General features: G+C 70.3%; 16 protein-coding genes and 1 pseudogene. 6 read left to right on the forward strand and 11 right to left on the reverse strand.

Annotated features, from left to right (window positions below):
• Nucleotides 1-36: 36 nt before the first annotated feature.
• Both ABD944_RS23580 and abc-f read right to left on the reverse strand, forming a co-directional pair.
• Nucleotides 37-684 carry a CatB-related O-acetyltransferase gene (locus ABD944_RS23580; protein ID WP_345179841.1) on the reverse strand — a complete coding sequence of 216 codons (648 nt, stop codon included), beginning with the start codon at nt 682-684 and terminating at the stop codon, nt 37-39.
• A gap of 35 nt (nt 685-719) precedes the next feature.
• Nucleotides 720-2,339 (reverse strand): ribosomal protection-like ABC-F family protein, encoded by a 1,620-nt coding sequence (abc-f, locus tag ABD944_RS23585; RefSeq protein WP_345179842.1) that lies wholly within the window; start codon nt 2,337-2,339, stop codon nt 720-722.
• Nucleotides 2,340-2,494: 155 nt separating this feature from the next.
• Here abc-f and ABD944_RS23590 point away from each other — a divergent pair, with 155 nt between their 5' ends.
• Nucleotides 2,495-3,136 carry a TetR/AcrR family transcriptional regulator gene (locus tag ABD944_RS23590; RefSeq protein ID WP_345179844.1) on the forward strand — a complete coding sequence of 214 codons (642 nt, stop codon included), beginning with the start codon at nt 2,495-2,497 and terminating at the stop codon, nt 3,134-3,136.
• A gap of 36 nt (nt 3,137-3,172) precedes the next feature.
• Here the strand turns inward: ABD944_RS23590 and ABD944_RS23595 are convergent, their stop codons facing one another.
• Nucleotides 3,173-4,363, reverse strand: a complete 1,191-nt coding sequence (locus ABD944_RS23595) for a sensor histidine kinase (protein WP_345179846.1) — start codon at nt 4,361-4,363, stop codon at nt 3,173-3,175.
• Between the two features lie 87 nt (nt 4,364-4,450).
• Here ABD944_RS23595 and ABD944_RS23600 point away from each other — a divergent pair, with 87 nt between their 5' ends.
• Nucleotides 4,451-5,566 carry an endonuclease/exonuclease/phosphatase family protein gene (locus ABD944_RS23600; RefSeq protein ID WP_345179848.1) on the forward strand — a complete coding sequence of 372 codons (1,116 nt, stop codon included), beginning with the start codon at nt 4,451-4,453 and terminating at the stop codon, nt 5,564-5,566.
• On the opposite strand, the gene ABD944_RS23605 is transcribed toward ABD944_RS23600, so the two are convergent.
• On the reverse strand, nt 5,556-9,578 hold the full coding sequence (locus ABD944_RS23605; protein ID WP_345179849.1) for an HU family DNA-binding protein: 4,023 nt from the start codon (nt 9,576-9,578) through the stop codon (nt 5,556-5,558). The genes ABD944_RS23600 and ABD944_RS23605 overlap by 11 nt on opposite strands.
• 191 nt (nt 9,579-9,769) lie before the next feature.
• On the opposite strand from ABD944_RS23605, the gene ABD944_RS23610 reads away from it, so the two are divergent.
• Nucleotides 9,770-10,243 (forward strand): ACT domain-containing protein, encoded by a 474-nt coding sequence (locus ABD944_RS23610; protein WP_345179851.1) that lies wholly within the window; start codon nt 9,770-9,772, stop codon nt 10,241-10,243.
• Nucleotides 10,244-10,780: 537 nt separating this feature from the next.
• Nucleotides 10,781-11,290 (forward strand): Pycsar system effector family protein, encoded by a 510-nt coding sequence (locus ABD944_RS23615; protein ID WP_345179852.1) that lies wholly within the window; start codon nt 10,781-10,783, stop codon nt 11,288-11,290.
• 391 nt (nt 11,291-11,681) lie between these two features.
• Here ABD944_RS23615 and ABD944_RS23620 read toward each other — a convergent pair whose 3' ends face one another.
• Entirely contained in the window at nt 11,682-12,164 is a 483-nt protein-coding gene (locus ABD944_RS23620) for a hypothetical protein (RefSeq protein ID WP_345179854.1), read from the reverse strand.
• A 345-nt stretch (nt 12,165-12,509) separates the two neighbouring features.
• Here ABD944_RS23620 and aac(3) point away from each other — a divergent pair, with 345 nt between their 5' ends.
• The gene (aac(3), locus tag ABD944_RS23625) at nt 12,510-13,355 is read left to right on the forward strand and encodes an aminoglycoside 3-N-acetyltransferase (RefSeq protein WP_345179855.1); all 846 of its coding nucleotides are present in this window, start codon (nt 12,510-12,512) and stop codon (nt 13,353-13,355) included.
• Nucleotides 13,356-13,413: 58 nt separating this feature from the next.
• Here the strand turns inward: aac(3) and ABD944_RS23630 are convergent.
• From ABD944_RS23630 to ABD944_RS23640, 3 genes and pseudogenes are all read right to left on the reverse strand, one after another.
• Nucleotides 13,414-13,602, reverse strand: a pseudogene (locus ABD944_RS23630) (IS5/IS1182 family transposase); the annotation flags it as partial.
• Nucleotides 13,603-13,647: 45 nt separating this feature from the next.
• Nucleotides 13,648-13,824 carry a DUF397 domain-containing protein gene (locus tag ABD944_RS23635; protein ID WP_345179858.1) on the reverse strand — a complete coding sequence of 59 codons (177 nt, stop codon included), beginning with the start codon at nt 13,822-13,824 and terminating at the stop codon, nt 13,648-13,650.
• Nucleotides 13,815-14,597: a helix-turn-helix domain-containing protein gene (locus tag ABD944_RS23640; protein ID WP_345179859.1), complete on the reverse strand. Its 783-nt coding sequence runs from the start codon at nt 14,595-14,597 to the stop codon at nt 13,815-13,817. Before ABD944_RS23640 ends, ABD944_RS23635 begins: the two co-directional genes overlap by 10 nt.
• Before the next feature lie 131 nt (nt 14,598-14,728).
• Here ABD944_RS23640 and ABD944_RS23645 point away from each other — a divergent pair, with 131 nt between their 5' ends.
• Nucleotides 14,729-15,109: an ATP-binding protein gene (locus tag ABD944_RS23645; protein ID WP_345179862.1), complete on the forward strand. Its 381-nt coding sequence runs from the start codon at nt 14,729-14,731 to the stop codon at nt 15,107-15,109.
• Nucleotides 15,110-15,550: 441 nt separating this feature from the next.
• On the opposite strand, the gene ABD944_RS23650 is transcribed toward ABD944_RS23645, so the two are convergent.
• The 3 genes from ABD944_RS23650 to ABD944_RS23660 form a co-directional block, all read right to left on the reverse strand.
• Complete coding sequence (locus ABD944_RS23650; RefSeq protein ID WP_345179864.1) at nt 15,551-15,781, reverse strand: hypothetical protein; 231 nt, start codon at nt 15,779-15,781, stop codon at nt 15,551-15,553.
• 10 nt (nt 15,782-15,791) lie between these two features.
• Nucleotides 15,792-16,079, reverse strand: coding sequence for a type II toxin-antitoxin system Phd/YefM family antitoxin (locus ABD944_RS23655; protein ID WP_345179866.1), 288 nt, complete (start codon nt 16,077-16,079; stop codon nt 15,792-15,794).
• 106 nt (nt 16,080-16,185) lie between these two features.
• Complete coding sequence (locus ABD944_RS23660; RefSeq protein ID WP_345179868.1) at nt 16,186-16,947, reverse strand: hypothetical protein; 762 nt, start codon at nt 16,945-16,947, stop codon at nt 16,186-16,188.
• Between the last annotated feature and the right edge of the window lie 4 nt (nt 16,948-16,951).

Raw genomic sequence — 16,951 nt, forward strand, 5'->3', positions numbered from 1 at the left:
CGATTCCGGATCGGAGGGGGAGGGACGGCGATCGGCCTACTCCATGCGGGCCGCCGCCTCCTCCAGGTCGTCGATGCCTCCTGACATGATCGTGCGGACGTGCTCGGTGATGTGCTGGAGCGGCCAGTCCCACCAGGCCACGGCCAGCAGGCGGTCGACGTCGGCGTCGCCGTAGCGGCGGCGGATGAGCCTGGCCGGGTTGCCGCCGACGATGCCGTAGTCCGGGACGTCGTCGACGACGACGGAGCCGGACGCGACGATCGCTCCGTGGCCGATGCGGACGCCGGGCATCACCGTGGCCCGGTAGCCGAACCACACGTCGTGGCCGACGACGGTGTCGCCCCGTCCGGGCAGGCCGGTGATGAGATCGAAATGCTCGGCCCAGGAGCCCCCCATGATCGGGAAGGGGAACGTCGAGGGCCCGTCCATGCGGTGGTTGGCGCCGTTCATGATGAACCGCACGCCCTCGCCCAGCGCGCAGAACCGCCCGATGACCAGCCGTTCCGGCCCGTAGTGGTACAGCACGTTCCGGGTCTCGAACGCGGTCGGATCGTCCGGGTCGTCGTAGTAGGTGAACTCCCCGACCTCGATCAGCGGCGAGGTGACCAGCGGCTTCAGCAGCACCACCCGCGGCTGCTCGGGCATCGGGTGCACGACGTTCGGGTCGGCGGGGACGAGTGGCATGACGATTCGCTTCCTTACCGGTGAGATGGGTGCGCTCAGCCGCGGGCGGCGGGCGCCGGAGCCGGCCGCACGGCCAGGTGGCGGCCCTTCCAGCGGCGGCGCAGCAGGCGGTCGTGGCTGACGACGACGAGCGTGCCGCCGTAGTCGGCCAGGGCGGTCTCCAGGTCCTCGACCAGGGCAGGTGACAGGTGGTTGGCGGGTTCGTCCAGCAGCAGGACGTCGGACGGCTCGGTGAGCATCCGCGCCAGCGCGAGCCGCTGCCGCTGCCCGGTGGACAGCCGCCCGGTCGGGACCGTGAGCCGGTCGGGCCTGAACAGCCCCAGGGAGAGCAGCCGTTCGGCGTGCTCGGCCGGATCTCCCGCCCGCCCGCGGGCGAAGGCGGCCAGCACGGTCTCGTCCGGGCGTCCGGGGCGCGGCTCCTGGGGCAGGTAGGCGATCCGGCCGCGCCGGGTGACGCTTCCGCCGTCGGGGGCGAGTTCGCCGGCCAGGACGCGGAGCAGGGTGCTCTTGCCCGCTCCGTTCGGCCCCGTGACCAGCAGCCGGTCGCCCGCCGCGACGGTGAGGCTCGTGCGGTCGAGCCGGCCGTCGACGGCGACGCCGTCGGCCTCGATCACCGCGCCCCGCAGCCGGCGGGCCCGCAGGACGGGAGTGAAGCGCAGCGGCTCCGGCGGAGCCGGGACCGGGTCGGCGAGCAGGCGGCGCAGCCGCTCCTCGGCGTTGCGCACCCGGGCGGCCACCGACTGCTGGACCCGGCCGCCCGCCCGGTCGTAGGCCATCTTGTTGCGGTCCTTCATCTCCCGGCCGGGGGCCACCTGGCGCGCGGTGGTCGCGGCGGCCAGGCGGAGCCGCTCGACGTCGGACCTCCACTGCTCGTGGGCCTGGCCCCAGCGCCGCCGGGCCGCCGCCTTCTCGGCGAGGTAGCCGGCGTATCCGCCGCCGTACCGGACGACGCCGCACCGGTCGGCGTCCACCTCCAGCAGGCTGGTGGCGACGCGGTCGAGGAACGCCCGGTCGTGCGAGACCACCACCGTGGTGCCCCGCCGGGCGCGCAGGTGCTCCTCCAGCCAGTGCAGGGCGTTCTCGTCGAGATGGTTGGTCGGCTCGTCCAGCAGCAGAACCTCCGGCGCGGACGCCAGAACGGCCGCCAGCCGCAACCTGGCCCGTTCCCCTCCGGAGAGGTCGCCGACGGTGCGGTCGCGGTCGACGAGGCCCAGGCCGAGCCCGTGCAGGGCGCGTTCCACGCGCGCGTCGGCGTCGTAGCCGCCGCGCAGCTCGAAGACCGTCATCAGGTCGCCGTACTCGGCCGCGACCGACTCCTCGCCTCCGGCCATCGCCGCCTCCAGGCGGCGCATCCGCTCCTCCACCGCGCGCAGATCGCTCAGCGCCCGGTCGATGACCTGCTGGACGGTCGCGTCCGGCGCCGTCCGCTCGTCCTGGGCGAGGTAGCCGACGCCGCCGGCCGCCTGGACGACGACCCGGCCCTGGTCGGGACGTTCGCGTCCGGCGAGCAGGCGCAGCAGGGTCGTCTTTCCGGAGCCGTTCTCACCGACGATCCCGGTGCGCTCTCCCGGGGCGAGTGAGCAGGTCACCTCGTCAAGGACGAGCCTGCCGTCGTAGGACTTGCCGACACCGAGCGCGGTGATCTGCGTGGCCATGCGTGCACTCCCAAGCATTCGAGGACGGGGCGGCCGTCAGCGACCGCGCGGCCGGGTGAACGCTTCGGAAGAGCATCGATCACTCCACTAATGCGACAACTGTTACATTAGGATTCTGCCATGCCGCATCCCCCAGAGCAACCGGACCACCTGCGATGACTTCCCCAGACGCACGACCGGAGGGCGCCGGAGGCGCGCCGCCGCCCCGGCCCCGCCCCGGCGGCCGGACCGCCCGCACCCGCGCGCAGGTGCTCGACGCGGTCCTCGCGGAGCTCGGCGAGCACGGCTACGACGGGCTCACCGTGGAGGCCGTCGCGGCCCGCGCGGGCGTGCACCGCGCCACGGTCTACCGGCGCTGGAGCGACGTCGGCGGCCTGCTCGCCGACGTCCTCGACGCGGCCGGCGACGACGACTGGAGTCCCCCGGACACCGGCTCGCTGGAAGGCGACCTGGCGGCGCTGAACGAGGAGATCCAGACGGCCATGGGCGCGGAGCCGCCGATCATGGAGGCCCTGATCGCCGCCTCGTTCCGCTCGGAGAAGGCCGCCCGGGCCCAGCGGCGGCTCTGGGAGGACCGCTACACCCGCTGCGAGATCGTCGTCACCCGGGCCGTCCGGCGCGGCGAACTGCCGCCGTCCACCGACGCCCGGCGCCTGCTCGTCGCCGCCACCGCGCCGATGTACCACCACCTGGTGCTCCTGCGCACCGATCCCGACCCGGGCCTCCCCGCCCACGCGGCCAGAACCGCCGCCCTGGCCGCGGCCGCAGGCGCCTTCAGCGAACCCGGGCCGGAGTAGGGACGGCACGGGGAAGCCGCCACCGGCGGCCTCCCGTCAACCGATCGCGCGGGGCCCGCCCGGGGACGGCGCCGGCTCGGACGCCCCCGCGTGCTCGCCGGGCAGCCGGACGGTGACGATGAGGCCGCCCGTGGGGCGAGGGGTGAGGTCGAGCGTCCCGTCGTGGGCCCGGACGATGCTGTGGACGATCGCCAGCCCGAGGCCGACTCCGGCGTGCTCGTCGGTCCGTGCGCGCTGGGTGCCGCGCTGGAAGGGTTCGGTGAGGGTCGGGACCAGTTCCGGCGGGACCGGCTGACCGGTGTTCTCGACCCGCAGCACGCTCGCGCCGTGCAGCGATCCGGTGTGGACCGTCACGGTGCCGCCGTCCGGGAGGTTGTGGACGATGGCGTTCTGGACGAGGTTGGTCACCAGCCGCAGGACGAGCTCGGCGGAGCCGAGGGCGTGCGTCCTCTCGCCGGTGACGTCGAGCGTGATCCGGCGCTGTTCGGCGAGGGGGAGCAGCGTTTCGGCGGCTTCCTCGGCGATGAGGGACAGGTCGACCGCGTCGCGGGTGAAGCTCTTGCGGTCCATGCGGCTGAGCAGCAGGAGGGCCTCGGTGAGGTCGATCGCCCGCGTGTTGACGATGTTGAGGCGTTCGAGGACTTCGCCCTGGTCCTGCGCGGGGTCGTTGCGGGCGGTGTCGAGCAGGGTCTGGGAGATCGCCAGCGGGGTGCGCAGCTCGTGGGAGGCGTTCGCGGCGAACCTCTGCTGTTCGGCGACGTGGGATTCGAGCTGTTCGAGCATGGCGTCGAACACGTCGGCGAGTTCCCGGAACTCGTCCCTGCGGCCCCGGAGCCGGATCCGGTGGGACAGCGAGCCGGCGGAGGCCGTCCGCGCCGCGTCCGCGATCCGGGTGAGCGGCGCGAGCATCCGGCCGGCGAGGAGCCACCCTCCCGCGAGGCCGAAGAGCAGGAGGAAGCCCATGGCCGCGGCCGCGGCGGGATAGAAGCCGCGCTGCAGTTCGGAGCGGTCGGGCCCGAGCACGATCACGACGCCGAATCTCCTCTGGATGGCTCCGGCGTCGACGTCGCGCATCCAGCGCAGCACGAACACCCAGACCACGGCCAGCAGGAGCCCGCCGCCCAGCAGGAGGAAACCGGCGTAGCTGAGCGTGAGCTTCAGCCGGGCGCTGAGACCTGGGCGCCTATCCATGGCGACGGCGTTCGTTCCGGCGATCGACACACCCATGCCCGCGATGGTACGAGCCGCTGCATATCGTCCGCGTATCGAAAATCCCATACGCGCCGGCAACACCGCGCCGTCTTCACTGGCGGCATGGCTGAGCGAGGACACACGATGGCGCCGGTGGAAACGGCGGAAACGGTGGAAACGGTGGAACCCGAACAGGCCGAGGCCGGGCGGCACACCGGCGCCGGGTCCTGGCGCGCGGGCATCCGCCGGGCGATCCGCGCCGGCTCCCGGCCGGAGCCGTGGAGGCGCGGCCCCGTGCTCGCCGTGTCGGCGCTGCTGCTCGGCCTGCTCATGCTGCTGCACGCGGAGATCCCGAACCGGCTCGGGAACCTCGGCAGCCTGGTGGAGACGTTCCTCCCGTGGTTCGGCCTGTTCGTCCCCGTGCTGCTGGCCGGGGCGCTGTGGCGCCGCTCCGCCTCCGCCGTCGCCGCGCTGCTCCTGCCGGTCGTGGTGTGGCTGAACCTGTTCGGCGGGCTGCTCGGCGACAAGTCCCACCCGGGCGGGGACCTGACCGTGGTCAGCCACAACGTCGGCGCCGGGAACCCCGATCCGGTCGCCGCCGCACGCGACCTGGCCGCCTCCGGCGCGGACGTGCTGGCCCTGGAGGAACTGGCCCAGGAGGCCAAGGGCGTCTACGAGAGGGAGCTGGCCGGGACGTACCCGTACCACGTGGTGCAGGGCACGGTCGGGCTGTGGAGCAGGCTGCCGCTGTCGGACACCCGGCCGGTCGACATCAAGACGGACGCCGGGCCGCTGGGGGAGACCAAGCCGGCCGACGTCAAGATGAAGGACAACCGGGCCTTTCGCACCACCGTGGCCACGGAACACGGGCCGCTGGCGGTGTACGTGGCCCACCTGGGGTCCGTGCGCGTGAACCCCAGGGCGGGTTTCTGGGCGGTCCACCGGAACCGGGGCGCGCAGGCGCTGGGCGAGGCCATCGCCGCCGAGCGGAACGAGCGGGTGGTGCTGCTCGGCGACCTGAACGGCACCGAGGACGACCGCGCGTTCGCCTCCATCACCTCGCGGATGCGCTCCGCCCAGGACGAGGCAGGGGACGGCTTCGGCTTCAGCTGGCCGGCGGCCTTCCCGGTCGCCCGGATCGACCAGATCCTCGTCCGCGGCGTGGAGCCGAGGAGTTCGCGGGTCCTGCCCGCCACCGGCAGCGATCACCTGCCGGTGGCGGCCGCGATCAGCTGGTGAGGATGTTCCTCCAGGCGCGCTCGAAGAGGGCGGGGACGGGGCCGGACGGGACGGCGGCCATGTTCGCCAGGGAGCGGTGCTCGTCCGCCAGCGGCATCAGGCGGATCTTCGGCACCTCGATGGGGAGGCGCGGTGCCTTGTACTCCCGCCAGGCGCCGTGCACGAACAGCGAACGCCCCGCACGCGCCCGGGTGGCGCTCAGCACGAGCCCCGAGCCGCCGAGTTCGGCCACCGCTGCCTTGAACCGGGCGGGCTTCCAGCCGGTCCACTCCTTGACGTTGCGGTCGGACGGGTCGGGCAGGGCGAGCAGCATCAGGTAGAGGGCCGCCGCGTCCTCGCCCAGCCGGTGGGTCTCCGCGCATTCCTCCAGCAGCTGCGGCACCGAGCGTGCCGGATGCTGCTCCCAGCCCGGCGCCAGATCCGCGTCGGAGGCCAGGTGCGCGCCGAGCGCGGCGAAGTCGTCGCTGAGCAGGAGACGCAGGTCGGCCAGCGTGGGGAGCCCGGAATCGCCGGGCACCGCCTGGGACGGCAGGGTCGCGTCGTAGTAGTCGTCGAGGGCGTCGAGCAGCGGGTCGTCCGGCCCCTTCACCGCTGCGGGATCCACCCGCAGGTGGCGGAGACGGAAGACGTCGTCCTCGACGAGCGTCACCGCCGGATGGGCGGTGAGCGCGTCGGTGGGCGGCGGGTCGCCCATCAGGTGGTTGCTCTGCAGCGAGAACAGGGTGCGCGGCCCGGCGGCCTCGCGCAGCCGGGAGATCGCGGCGCCGATCGCGGGCCGCAGCGGATCGCCGGCCGGGGTCCGGTAGGCGAGCCAGGCGGCGACGCGCGGCAGGGCCAGCGGGTCCGGTTCGCCGGAGAAGAGCGGGGTGTCCGCGAGGCAGTCCGTGCCGGCGGCGACGCGGCCGATGAGCGCCCACGGCCGCAGCGGCGGCCGGCCGCTCCGCCACGGCCACGGGGCCTTGAGATCCGCGCGTGGCAGCGGAATCTCGCACTTGGGCTGGGTGATCTCCTTGTGCGCGCGGGGCAGGAGCCCGGCGGGCACGGGGAACGGGTCCCCCGACTCCTCCAGGCACCACGCGAGCGCACGGTCGACCGCCGGGCCGGACGTCCACAGCTCCTCCGGGTCGTCCGGCAGGAGCCGTTCGTAGAGCCTGGTGTAGAACTCGGCCGGTCGCAGGGCCCTGAGGCCCTCCTTCACCTCGTCCGCCTGCGAGTTCCACCCCGAACCGAAGTGGACCAGCCGGACGGGGTCGTCCTCGCCCAGCTGGTACGGCGCGGACAGGAACGCCCCCTGGAGCACGACGGCCGCCTCGGCCTTCGACAGGCCCGTCTTCTCCGCGAACGCGGCCGCCAGTTCAGGGCTCACCGTTGGGCGGTCCCGTTCGCGCCAAAGCTCACTGAAGCGCGCGAACCAGGCGCCGGAGCGCACCGGCTCCAGGACGCAGGCGTCGAGCAGGCGCGCACCGGCCGCCGCCAGCGGGCCCTCCTCGGCGAACTTCCCCTCAGGCGCGTACTCAAGGAGCACTCGTTCGGGGGGCACCCCATGCTGTGCGCTCACCACCAGGGCGACGGACGTGGACGTGCGGAACGCCATCCCAGGGGTGGCCTTGCCGCCCTTCGTGTCCTCGGGCAGTTCGCAGCGCACCACCCGCCAACGGCCGGGCTCGCCCGACACGAAGGGGTAGGTCCCGTAGGCGGCCGGCCTCTGGTACGAACGCGCCCTCGACCTTGACGGGACGCCGGTGTACGCGGCGGTGTTGACGTGGTTCGGCCGGAGTTCCAGGCCGATCATGTTGCCGTCGAACTTGCCGCTCGGCGTGCCCATATCGCCGTCCCAGACGGGCGTGCCGGAGCCCGCCAGGTCCATGAGCCAGCCGCACTGCCGCACGACCGGGTCGACGTTCCGCGCCGGGGCCGCCTCCTTCGCCTCCTCTCCCGGAGTGAGGCGGCGGACGAGCCGCTCCAGGCCCACCCGGCAGTTGACCGCCGTGACCAGCGAGAACGCGACCCTGGCGAAGGTCTCGCTGTCCCGCTCCTTCAGCTCCGGCAGCGCCTTGGAGAGCGCGACGAAGTTCGGCCCCGACACCGAGCGGTTGATGTAGTGGGGCTCCAGGAGCTTCAGCAGCTCCTCGACCCGTTCGCGGGTGAACTCCTCCGGCAGGTCGGCCATGAGCAGCGCCATGACGTCCACCGCAGCGAACTCGCGTGCCGCCTCGGCGTCCTTGAGCAGCAGGTCCACCGCCGCGCCCACGTGCACGAACCGGGCGAGCAGCATCCGCAGCCCGAACAGGTCGACGCCCTCACGCAGCAGGGCGCGCTCGCGGGCGCACCACGCGCGCAGCTCCTCGTGGCCGATCGGGTTGTCGAACAGCCCCGGGAGCTTGCCCCACCCCTTGGTCTCGTGCGGCTCATACCAGGTGTTGGACGCGCTGTCCCCGACGGTCATGTCGAGGTCGCCCCGCGCGCGGGCGCGCAGCTCCCGCGCGAACCGCTCGTCCGCCAGGACGTGCCGCAGCTCGGGGCGGCGGTCGATCACCAGGTCGGGCAGGAACGCGGGGCCGAGGCGCTCCGGCGGGTCGGCGACGGGGACGCCGTGCTCCAGCAGCATGTCGATCATGTCCAGCGGCGTCCTCCTGCGGCCGGTCTCGTCGAGCCCCCAGAAGCGGAACGCCACCGGCACCCCGTCGGACGCGAGCCGCGGGGCGATCCGCTCGGCCACCTCGTAGAACTCGCCGAGCGGGTCCCTCCACTGAGGTCCCTGCACGCAGGCGACCAGCCAGGCGGCGGCGTCCCCGCGCTGGAGGCCGGGGGCGTCCCCGGTCAGCATCGCCAGTGCGCCGCTGCGTTCGAGCAGCTTCAGCCACAGCGGTCCCTGGGACGGATATGCCGGGCGCAGTTCCAGCACCGGCCGCGCCGCCTCCGGCCCGGACACCAGGTCCATGGCGCGGCCCTTCAGCGCGTCGGTCCAGAACGCGTCGTCGCTCAGCGACACCTCGTCCGCCGCGAAGACGGACCGCAGGAGCTCCGCGAGCTCCGCCTCGGGGTCCAGCCCCGCGGCCTTGGCGATCTTCCGGAGGTCGGCGGCGAGCTGCGGATAGACGTCCCCGCCGTCCTCGACCCGCCACACCATCACCTCGCGGAAGCGGGCAAGGCCCTCCGCCGTCGCCGCGCCCTTGGCGGCCAGGTCGCGCGCCCACCCCCGTAGGAGCGTCGCGGACAGCGCGTGCGCGTGCTCCTCGTAGCGGTCGGCCAGCCACTCCGGATCGGGACGGTGCGCCAGCGTCCGCTCCAGTTTGCGCGCGCGGCCGAACCACGCGGAGGCCAGGTTCGGCTCATTGTGGGTGAGGGCGGCATCGGCCACCGCGTCCAGGAGGGTGATCAGGAGCGCGGGCGCGGACTCCTCCAGACCGGCCAGGATCTCCTCCACGGCCGGCTTGTAGAAGTAGCGCCAGCCACCGGTCCGGAGCTCCAAGGTGTGGACCTTCTCCGCCGCGAGCCGCTCCGCTTCGGGGTGTGCCTCGATGACGCGCTCGGGGAAGGGGACCACGCTGGCGTAGGGGGCGGGCAGGCCGGTCTCGAACAGCCCCTCCGGCTCCCACCCGTCCACCGCCATCAGCATGTCGCGGTAGCGGACGGCCGACTCGCCAAGCACCTGGGTGAGCCTGCGGTCGTCGGGGCCGGCGTAGGTCCGCGCGCACAGCCCGCCTTCGACCGGCTCCGTGGTGAGCGTGACACCCGCTTCGTCCAGCGCCTCCGCCCAGAACGGGTCGACGTCTGCCAGGGCGCGGGGGACGGCGACCCCTTCAGCCGCCCACGAGCGCGCCGATTCGCCGCACTGCTCCTGGTGGCGCTTCAGGTACCGCCGCACCGTGTACATCCCGGCCAGGCCGGGCGCGCCCCCCAACTGCTCGGGAGCATGCTTGAGCCTCCGCCCCCGGGGATTGCGGTAGACGATCTCCAGATCGTCCGTGAACTCCGCCGTGTACCCACCGGCCTCGATCCGCCACCCCATAAGCCCCGCGGCCCCCCATCTCGATCTTGACGGGCCAGCGTACGCACGATGACCGACATCGGCCACCGAACCGAGGGCGGCAGGGGCCGGTCAGGGGCGGGCCGCGTCCCTGGCGGCGAACAATTCCCGTGGTCTCTATGAGCACCGGACGCGAGAGACCTACTCCCGGCGGCCGATGCTTGGAATTGCGGATGGGCGACATGATTCCATCGGGGCGGTTCCCCTCGGTGCCGCCCGGCGGCCACCACCTCGGGATCGCTGCGACGCAATTGGAGGACTCTGTGAATGGCAGCTCGATGCCGGCCGCTCGAACTCAGAACCTGCGTGTGCTGGAGGGCCGCTTCGTTCTAGAGCGAGTCTCCGACGTCCGCACGGTCGCCTTCGGATCCGACCTGCTCGCCCTCGTGCTCGGCCCGGACGGAGGCGCGGCGATGCGGCGCGACGACACGGCCGAGGACGCTTGGGCGGCCCTGTGGAACGGCGATGACGCGCACGACCCGGAAGCAACGGGAATGCTCAGCGCCATCGTCGCGCCGCTCGCCGCCGGTGAGCTCCCCGTCTGGACGGCTGCGAGCTACGACGGCGACCTGGTGCTCGTCCCGTCCGGCCGCCTTGAGGAAGCCGTCACCGTACTCCGCCGCGCCGGCCACCAGGTGGCCGAATGACCTGTCGTGGAGCCGGGTGGGCGCGCCCAAATTCAGGAAGCTCGGGGTGGCCCGCACGCTCGCGGCACCGGCTCTGCCTCACCGCTTCACATCGGGGGTTCGCGCCGCTCAGATCATGATGATCGTCCCCGGCCGGGACCGGCCCGCAGGGCGCACGCCAGGCCGCCGCTCCTGATCCCACCAAGCTGAATTCGGTAACGCTCTTCGGCACGGTCGGCGACACATCCAAGCGTTACGCGCTAACGCCTGGCGAACACGAGTCCGTCTTTCTGTAACGCTTTGCCGAGGCCTTGGCGTTAGCCGCAACGCCACCCACTGGTCTCGGCGTGGTTCTGCGCGGCGGGCTGCGGATTTCCTCTAGGCTATGGGTATCGAGTCACTGCAAATCAAAAGGGGTACACAATCATGTCCACGTTCACTCCAGTCTCCCGCTTGCACGTCCACGGGTCCCGGCGGTCCGCCCTCCGTCCCGTTTCCGCGGGTCAGGGGGGACGTGTTCGGAATCCGCAGCGGATGCGCCCGGCGAGGGAATCGGTCGTGGCCAAGCCGTCCATCGAGGCCGCTGCCGGTCAGATGCCCAACCAGCTCGACACCGAGCGCACCGCGCTCTTGGCCGAGCTGACGCGTATCGACAACAAGTCCAGCATGTTCATGGCGCTGGCGCTGGGTGGAGCCGTCGCCGGCTTCACCGCATTCGACAAGGCTGGAAAACTCTCACAGATCTTCGGCCAGACGGCCGGTGTGTTCTTCGCACTCGCCGTCCTGGTGCTGCTTCTCAAGGTGGCCTGGCCGGCCCGCCCGAACTCCAAGGCGACCTTTAGGGTCTATGCCGCTTTGGGCCCTGGCCGGCTCGTCGCGTTCTTGCGAGGCAAGCACCAGTACACCCCTCCGGGCAAGGACAAGGCGCCCCTCACGTTCGATGAGGTGCGCGAAGACGACATCCAGGTCAAGAGCAGGTTGGTGAGCATCAAGTTCGCCTACCAAAGGCTCGCGATCGTCAGCATGGTGCTCGGCGTGATCGCGCTCGGCGCGGCCGGGCTGTCCTAAGGGACGCAGTCTCTAGCGGACTATTTTTCAGGAGCGGAACTGACCACGTTCTGCTCCCACCCATAAACATGGCACGGCCACCCAGACGACCGCGCCATGCCTAACCCCGATGCCCAGCGAGGCGGCCTCACCGCCGACCTCTCTGGGCATCATCAGTAGCGGCCGCGACGCGGTATGCCCGATGAGACTTCTCGGTTGCCTGCGGCTCATGTTGCGAGCTCACCTGAGGATGAAAAGGGTCAGTCATGCCGGGCCCGAAGGCCAGCGGCCCTCTTACGGATCACGAAGAACATAACGGCCCCCGATCCTTGAGCGGATTGGCGTGGTGATCCCGGTGTCCGCCCGGACACTGGAACCGTCATGAGGACCGGAGGCCCCGCTCCTCATAGCGTCAGATGATGAAAGTACCGACTTGGCGGCGTTCTTTGGAGGACAGCAACTCCAATGGCAGCAGCGGGATCGCCTCTCGGTTGGCCGCCAGGTAGCAAAGCAGCACCAGTGCGCTGCCGTCCTCGTCCTTGAACAGCAGCCAATGCGCGAGGTCGACCGAGCCGCTGGAGAAACCGGACGAGTGCATCACCGGATCCAGCATCGCCAGGTAACCCTCCGGAAGCAGTTTCTTGCGAATCTTCCGGAAGTTCGCCGACGGGAAGGAGCTGACCATCAGGAACAGCTGCCCGAACGTCTGAGTGTGATGCACAATCCGCCCGGGCGTGACCGGGACCGGAGCTCGCACAACGTGGTCGATCAGGTTCGGATGAGCGAGCCATCGCCAGGTCTCCCGAGAGGTCACCGCATCCGGAAGCTTTTCCTCCATACGCTCCAGGTGTACAGGCAGCCACTCCCGCGCCCACTCGTTGATGAAAGCCTCCACACATCATGATCAATCCCGCCGGCCTCCGATTCTTCCGGACGCGGCCCACCGCATGTCAAGCCCGCAGGACGCTCCCGCCCCTGGTGCGAGGGGGATTCCGGGTATTCCGGCCCGAAGAGGTGCCGCATGGGCGGTGCCGACTCGCACTGAGCCTTTTTCAGCGGCAGTTCGGTGTGCGCTGATCGGTTGTAGCGCCGGACCTTGGCCTACGCCACCGGTGTCGTCCGCCGCCCTGCTCGTGGCCCGAGCGGGGCAGGGGCCGGCCACCAAGATTCACCGGACAGGGCCTAGGGCGTGTTCCAAAAGCGTGTGGCCAGTTGCGGAGGCTGCGCATACCTTTCGATCATGGATGAGCTAGACCTCCTCAAGCGCTCCGATGGTCCGGTCACCCGCAGCAGGCTCGTCCGCGATCTGCGTGGGTTGGGCCTGGCCGAGGGCGACATCGTGATGTTCCACACCCGGATGTCGGCGCTGGGCTACGTCGCCGGTGGTCCCCAGACGATCATCAAAGCGCTGCGGGACACGGTCGGCGCGACGGGCACCTTGATGGTCACCTGCGGCTGGAACGACGCGCCGCCCTACGACTTCACCGACTGGCCCGGAGATTGGCAGGACGCTTTGCGCGCCGAGCATCCGGCCTACGACCTGCGGTTCAGTGAGGCCGACCACAACAACGGCCGGTTGCCCGAGGCGCTGCGCCGGTGGCCGGGTGCGGTCCGCAGTCGTCATCCCGACGCCAGTTTCGCCGCTCTTGGCCCGGCGGCCCACGTCCTGATGGATGATCACCCGTGGGATGACCCACACGGTCCCGACAGTCCGCTGGCCCGTCTGGCAGCCAGGGGCGGCCGGGTGCTGTTGCTGGGCGCACCGCTGGACACCCTGACGCTCCTGCACCACGCAGAGGCCCTCGCCAAGGCGCCGGGGAAGCGGTTTGTCGACTACCAACAGCCCATCACCGTGGACGGCGAGCGCGTCTGGCGGCGCTTTCGCGACATCGACTCCGAGGACGGTGCCTTCGACTACACCCCGGTCGTGCCCAAGGGGCAAGATCCCTTCGAGGTCATCGCCCGCGACATGTTCACTGCCGGGCACGGACGACAAGGCCAGGTCGGCGCCGCAACCAGCTACCTGTTCGAGGCGGCCGACGTCGTGAGGTTCGGCGTCAACTGGATCGAGAGCAAACTCGCGTGATCGGCCGGCTATGGCCAGCGCCTTGGCACGTGATCACAGCCACTCACTGATCACGGCGATCTGCACGGTCGTGCGGGTGCCCGCCGCCGGGCCGGGCGACCCGGATGCGCTCCAGCACTGCCTCGAACTGCGGCGAGTCACCCCGCTGCCCGGCCGTCAGCGCCGGCGACAACGGCTTTTGCCCCTGCTCGACAGCCAGGTGCAACTTGGTGGTCAGCCCACCCCGCGAGCGGCCGAGCCCGTGGTCGTCCGGCTCGGCGGCACCGGTCCCGCCCGGCGGCTCCGTCTGGCCTTATCGTTGCTTGAGATCCGCGAGCAGCGCGCGGAACGCGACCGGGGCGAGCAGGATTCTCGGCCCGTCCGGATCCTGGGAGTCGCGGATGCCCACGTCCTCGCCGAGCTGTGCCAGCTCCACGCAGTTGCCGCCGAGGTTGTCGCTGTAACTCGACTTTTTCCAGCTCAGCTCCATCGTTCCTTCAGAACCTTTCGGATCAGGCTTCGAGATTCCGCCACTGAGAGGGCATGTGCCTGAAGGGTGGCAAAAGCCTTGCTGGCGTAGAGTATATCTGCCGAATCGCTAGAAGTATGCCCTCCGTTCAGAGTTGAGAGATGCACCAGCTCATCGCCGTTCTCCTGGGTTGCAAGTGTGAAGGGTGCGTGGACGCCCGGGTAGTAGGCGATGGGTGCGATCTGCAGCTTTACGTACTCCATCTCGGAGACGGTCGAAAGGTGTTCGCACTGGCTGCGCATCACTTTGGGTTCGCCGACCAGGCGATGTAGCACGCTTTCGTCCAACACCACGCAGAGCACGGGTGGGTGGTCGCCGTCCAAGATGGACTGGCGCCGCAAGCGTGCGTTCACGGCGGCATCATCGACAAGTAGGGCTCTAGCATAGTCTTCGTTCTGAAGGAGCCCATAGACAAGCGTGTTCTCGAAAGCTCGGAGGAACGCGGCCGATGCCTCTGCATTCGGAAAATCGGCGAAGAACCTTGGGTGGGCGGAGGACTTGAGGATGTCGTCCCAGAGGTCGATGAGAGCGGTGTCGGTGCCCAGAGCGCGGTCCAGTCGTAAGGCGAAGTCTCTGCGGCATCGGGTGGTCCCGTTCTCCACTTGGGCGATGTAGCTGCGGCTCACGGCGGCCCCTTCTGCCAGTTCAAGCCGGGATAGACCCTTCTCGTGGCGAAGGCGGATGACCTCCTGGCCGAAGGCGATCGTCTGACGGGTCGGCTTGCGTGCAGCCATGTGGCACACCTCCTGGCACCGGCTCGCACCCTCTGAAACCGGGGTGCCTGTGTTGTCGTTCTTTCCTGGTCAGGTTACGCCTTGGAGTGGATTCTGTGCGGGGAGTTACCGAAAATGGGAGGTGATCGTTAATGGAGTGCCCCGCGGAGATCGTGGTACCGGTTCGGGCCGAGTCGGTAAAGGTGGCTCGGGATTGGGTCGGGGCCGTTCTGGGGGAGTGGGGGCAGGACGCCTACCTGGCGAAGGTCGTGGTGTCGGAACTGGTGACGAACGTCTTGCGGCACACCAGGAGCGCGACCACGACCGTGCGGGTCGTCCAGGCGGACAAGGGAACCGTCGTGGAGGTCTTCGACTCTTCCAACGTCCTACCGATGGCGGGGCAGGCGGCCCTGCTGAGCGAGGACGGGCGTGGGCTGGCGATGCTGGATGTTCTCGTCAAGGAATGGGGCACGCAGCCACTCGGAGGCGGCGGGAAGGCCGTGTGGGCACTTCTACCTGAAAGCACGTCGTGAACGAGGCCGACGCACTGGTTGCCCTACGCGAACGTTACTCGTCCTGGGAAATCTCCCTGAACCATGGCATGTGGCAGGCCAAGGGGCGCGTGTTCATCCGTTCGTCTTCTCTGAGCCTTCTGCAAGCGGCGATGGACGGTGAATCTCCATTCCCGCCCCGCCTTGCAAAGGAACGAGTCCGGGTTGCGGCGAACGGATCCTCGACGCCGCGACCGGATGCGTCATGCGGAACGCCTGAACCAGGGGGCGGTCCATGGTGGTGCGGTGCTCTGCGGGTAGTGCGTGCAGCCGTCCGGAAGCGGCGGGGAAGGCACCTTGGTGTCACTGCCTGAAGAGGCGGTCAGCGGCCTCCTGTTCGGCCTGGGCGGCCATGGGGAGCTGCCGGCGATGTCGAGTACGTTGCTGCGCTCGGTGTCCTGCCCGCGCCCTGTCATCCCGGGTTCAGCTGTCGGGATGAACGTTGTTGATCACAATGGTCTCGCCCATGAGCAGGTAGTACACCGTCATGTCGTCTCGGGTGACCACATAGTGCGCGTGATCCAGTTCCTCGATGCCGAGGGGTTTGGCGTCGGGCGGCACCGGGTCGGTCATCAAAGACATGATCACCAGTTGGACCGCGGTGCGATAGTGCGGTGCCATCGCGGCGATCTGCAGCCGGATGGACCTGGTCATCGAGAGGTGGTCAGGCAAGCCAGTCCCCTGAGGCGATCTGCTCACGGGTGTAGACCTCGTAGCCCGGCGGGGTCTTGCCGGCCTCCAGGTAGGGCCTGATTCGCGTGGCCTCTCGATCGGCTTCTCTGGCCGCCCGCTCAAGTCGGAGTTGCTGGAGTTCCTGCCACTCCTGCTCAGTGACCAGCACGACCGGATCCTTGCCGTTCTTGGTGATACGGGGATGTGCGGCCCGGTGTACGACGGCTGCGTGGAGATCGCCGAGTCGCACACGTGCTTCTTTGATCGGGTAGGACTCCATCTCGCCACCATAGTGCACACAGTGATCTGAGTGCACACTTTGTACATCACGGTCCACCGGAGACGGCTGGGACGGACGTGTTGGCGACTGGCCGGGGTGGGTCGGGTCAGTTGTGGGTGTTGGTCTGGATCTCGCTGACGGCCAGGGGGGTGGGCTCGGAGGTCATGGTGTAGTCGTCGAGGCCGCCGCCGCAGGGGGCGCCCGTGCAGGTCCAGGCGAGCGTCCAGGTGATCGTCGCGGTGATCTGCCAGGCGCCGCCCTGCTGGCCGGTGGAGGAGCGCTTGTAGGTGTAGCCGCAGGTCTTTCCGGTCTCGCTGCCCGCGTCGTCGCAGGTGATCTTGGCCTCGCCGAGGTCCCAGGCGACGGACGAAGGGGTCGCCGTCGCCTGGACGGTCACGCCGCCCTCCGAGATCGGGTCGGTCTTCACGACGGTGAAGCCGTCCACCCAGAGGTTCGTCCGCAGCCGGACGAAGGTCTTGTCCTTGGGGGCCGTGTAGGCGGTCGGCACGGGGAACGGGGCCGAGGCCCTGGCCCGCAGCATCATCGTCCAGACGTCGGGCGGCTGGGCGGCGGGCGGCGCGTTGCCTCCGGGGACGTCTATGCCGTCCACGCCCTGGTTGTCGGTCAGGCCCTCGGGGGCGGGCGGGGCCACCGGGCCGCTGACGCCGCCCGATCCGTTTCCGCCGTTTCCACCGCTGTTTCCGCCGCCGCGTCCGCCGGTGACGCCGGACAGGTTGCAGTCGAGGCCCTGGTTCGCGACGCCGCATCCGTCGGCGAAGGCTTCGGCGGGGGCCGCGAAAGTGGAGAGAAGGGCTGCCGCCACGGTGATGCCCGACGCCACGCGGCGCCGGGTGGGGATGTGAGACATCGCG

Origin of the sequence: Actinomadura verrucosospora (genome assembly GCF_039540335.1) — a bacterium.
Lineage (GTDB): Bacteria > Actinomycetota > Actinomycetes > Streptosporangiales > Streptosporangiaceae > Spirillospora > Spirillospora verrucosospora.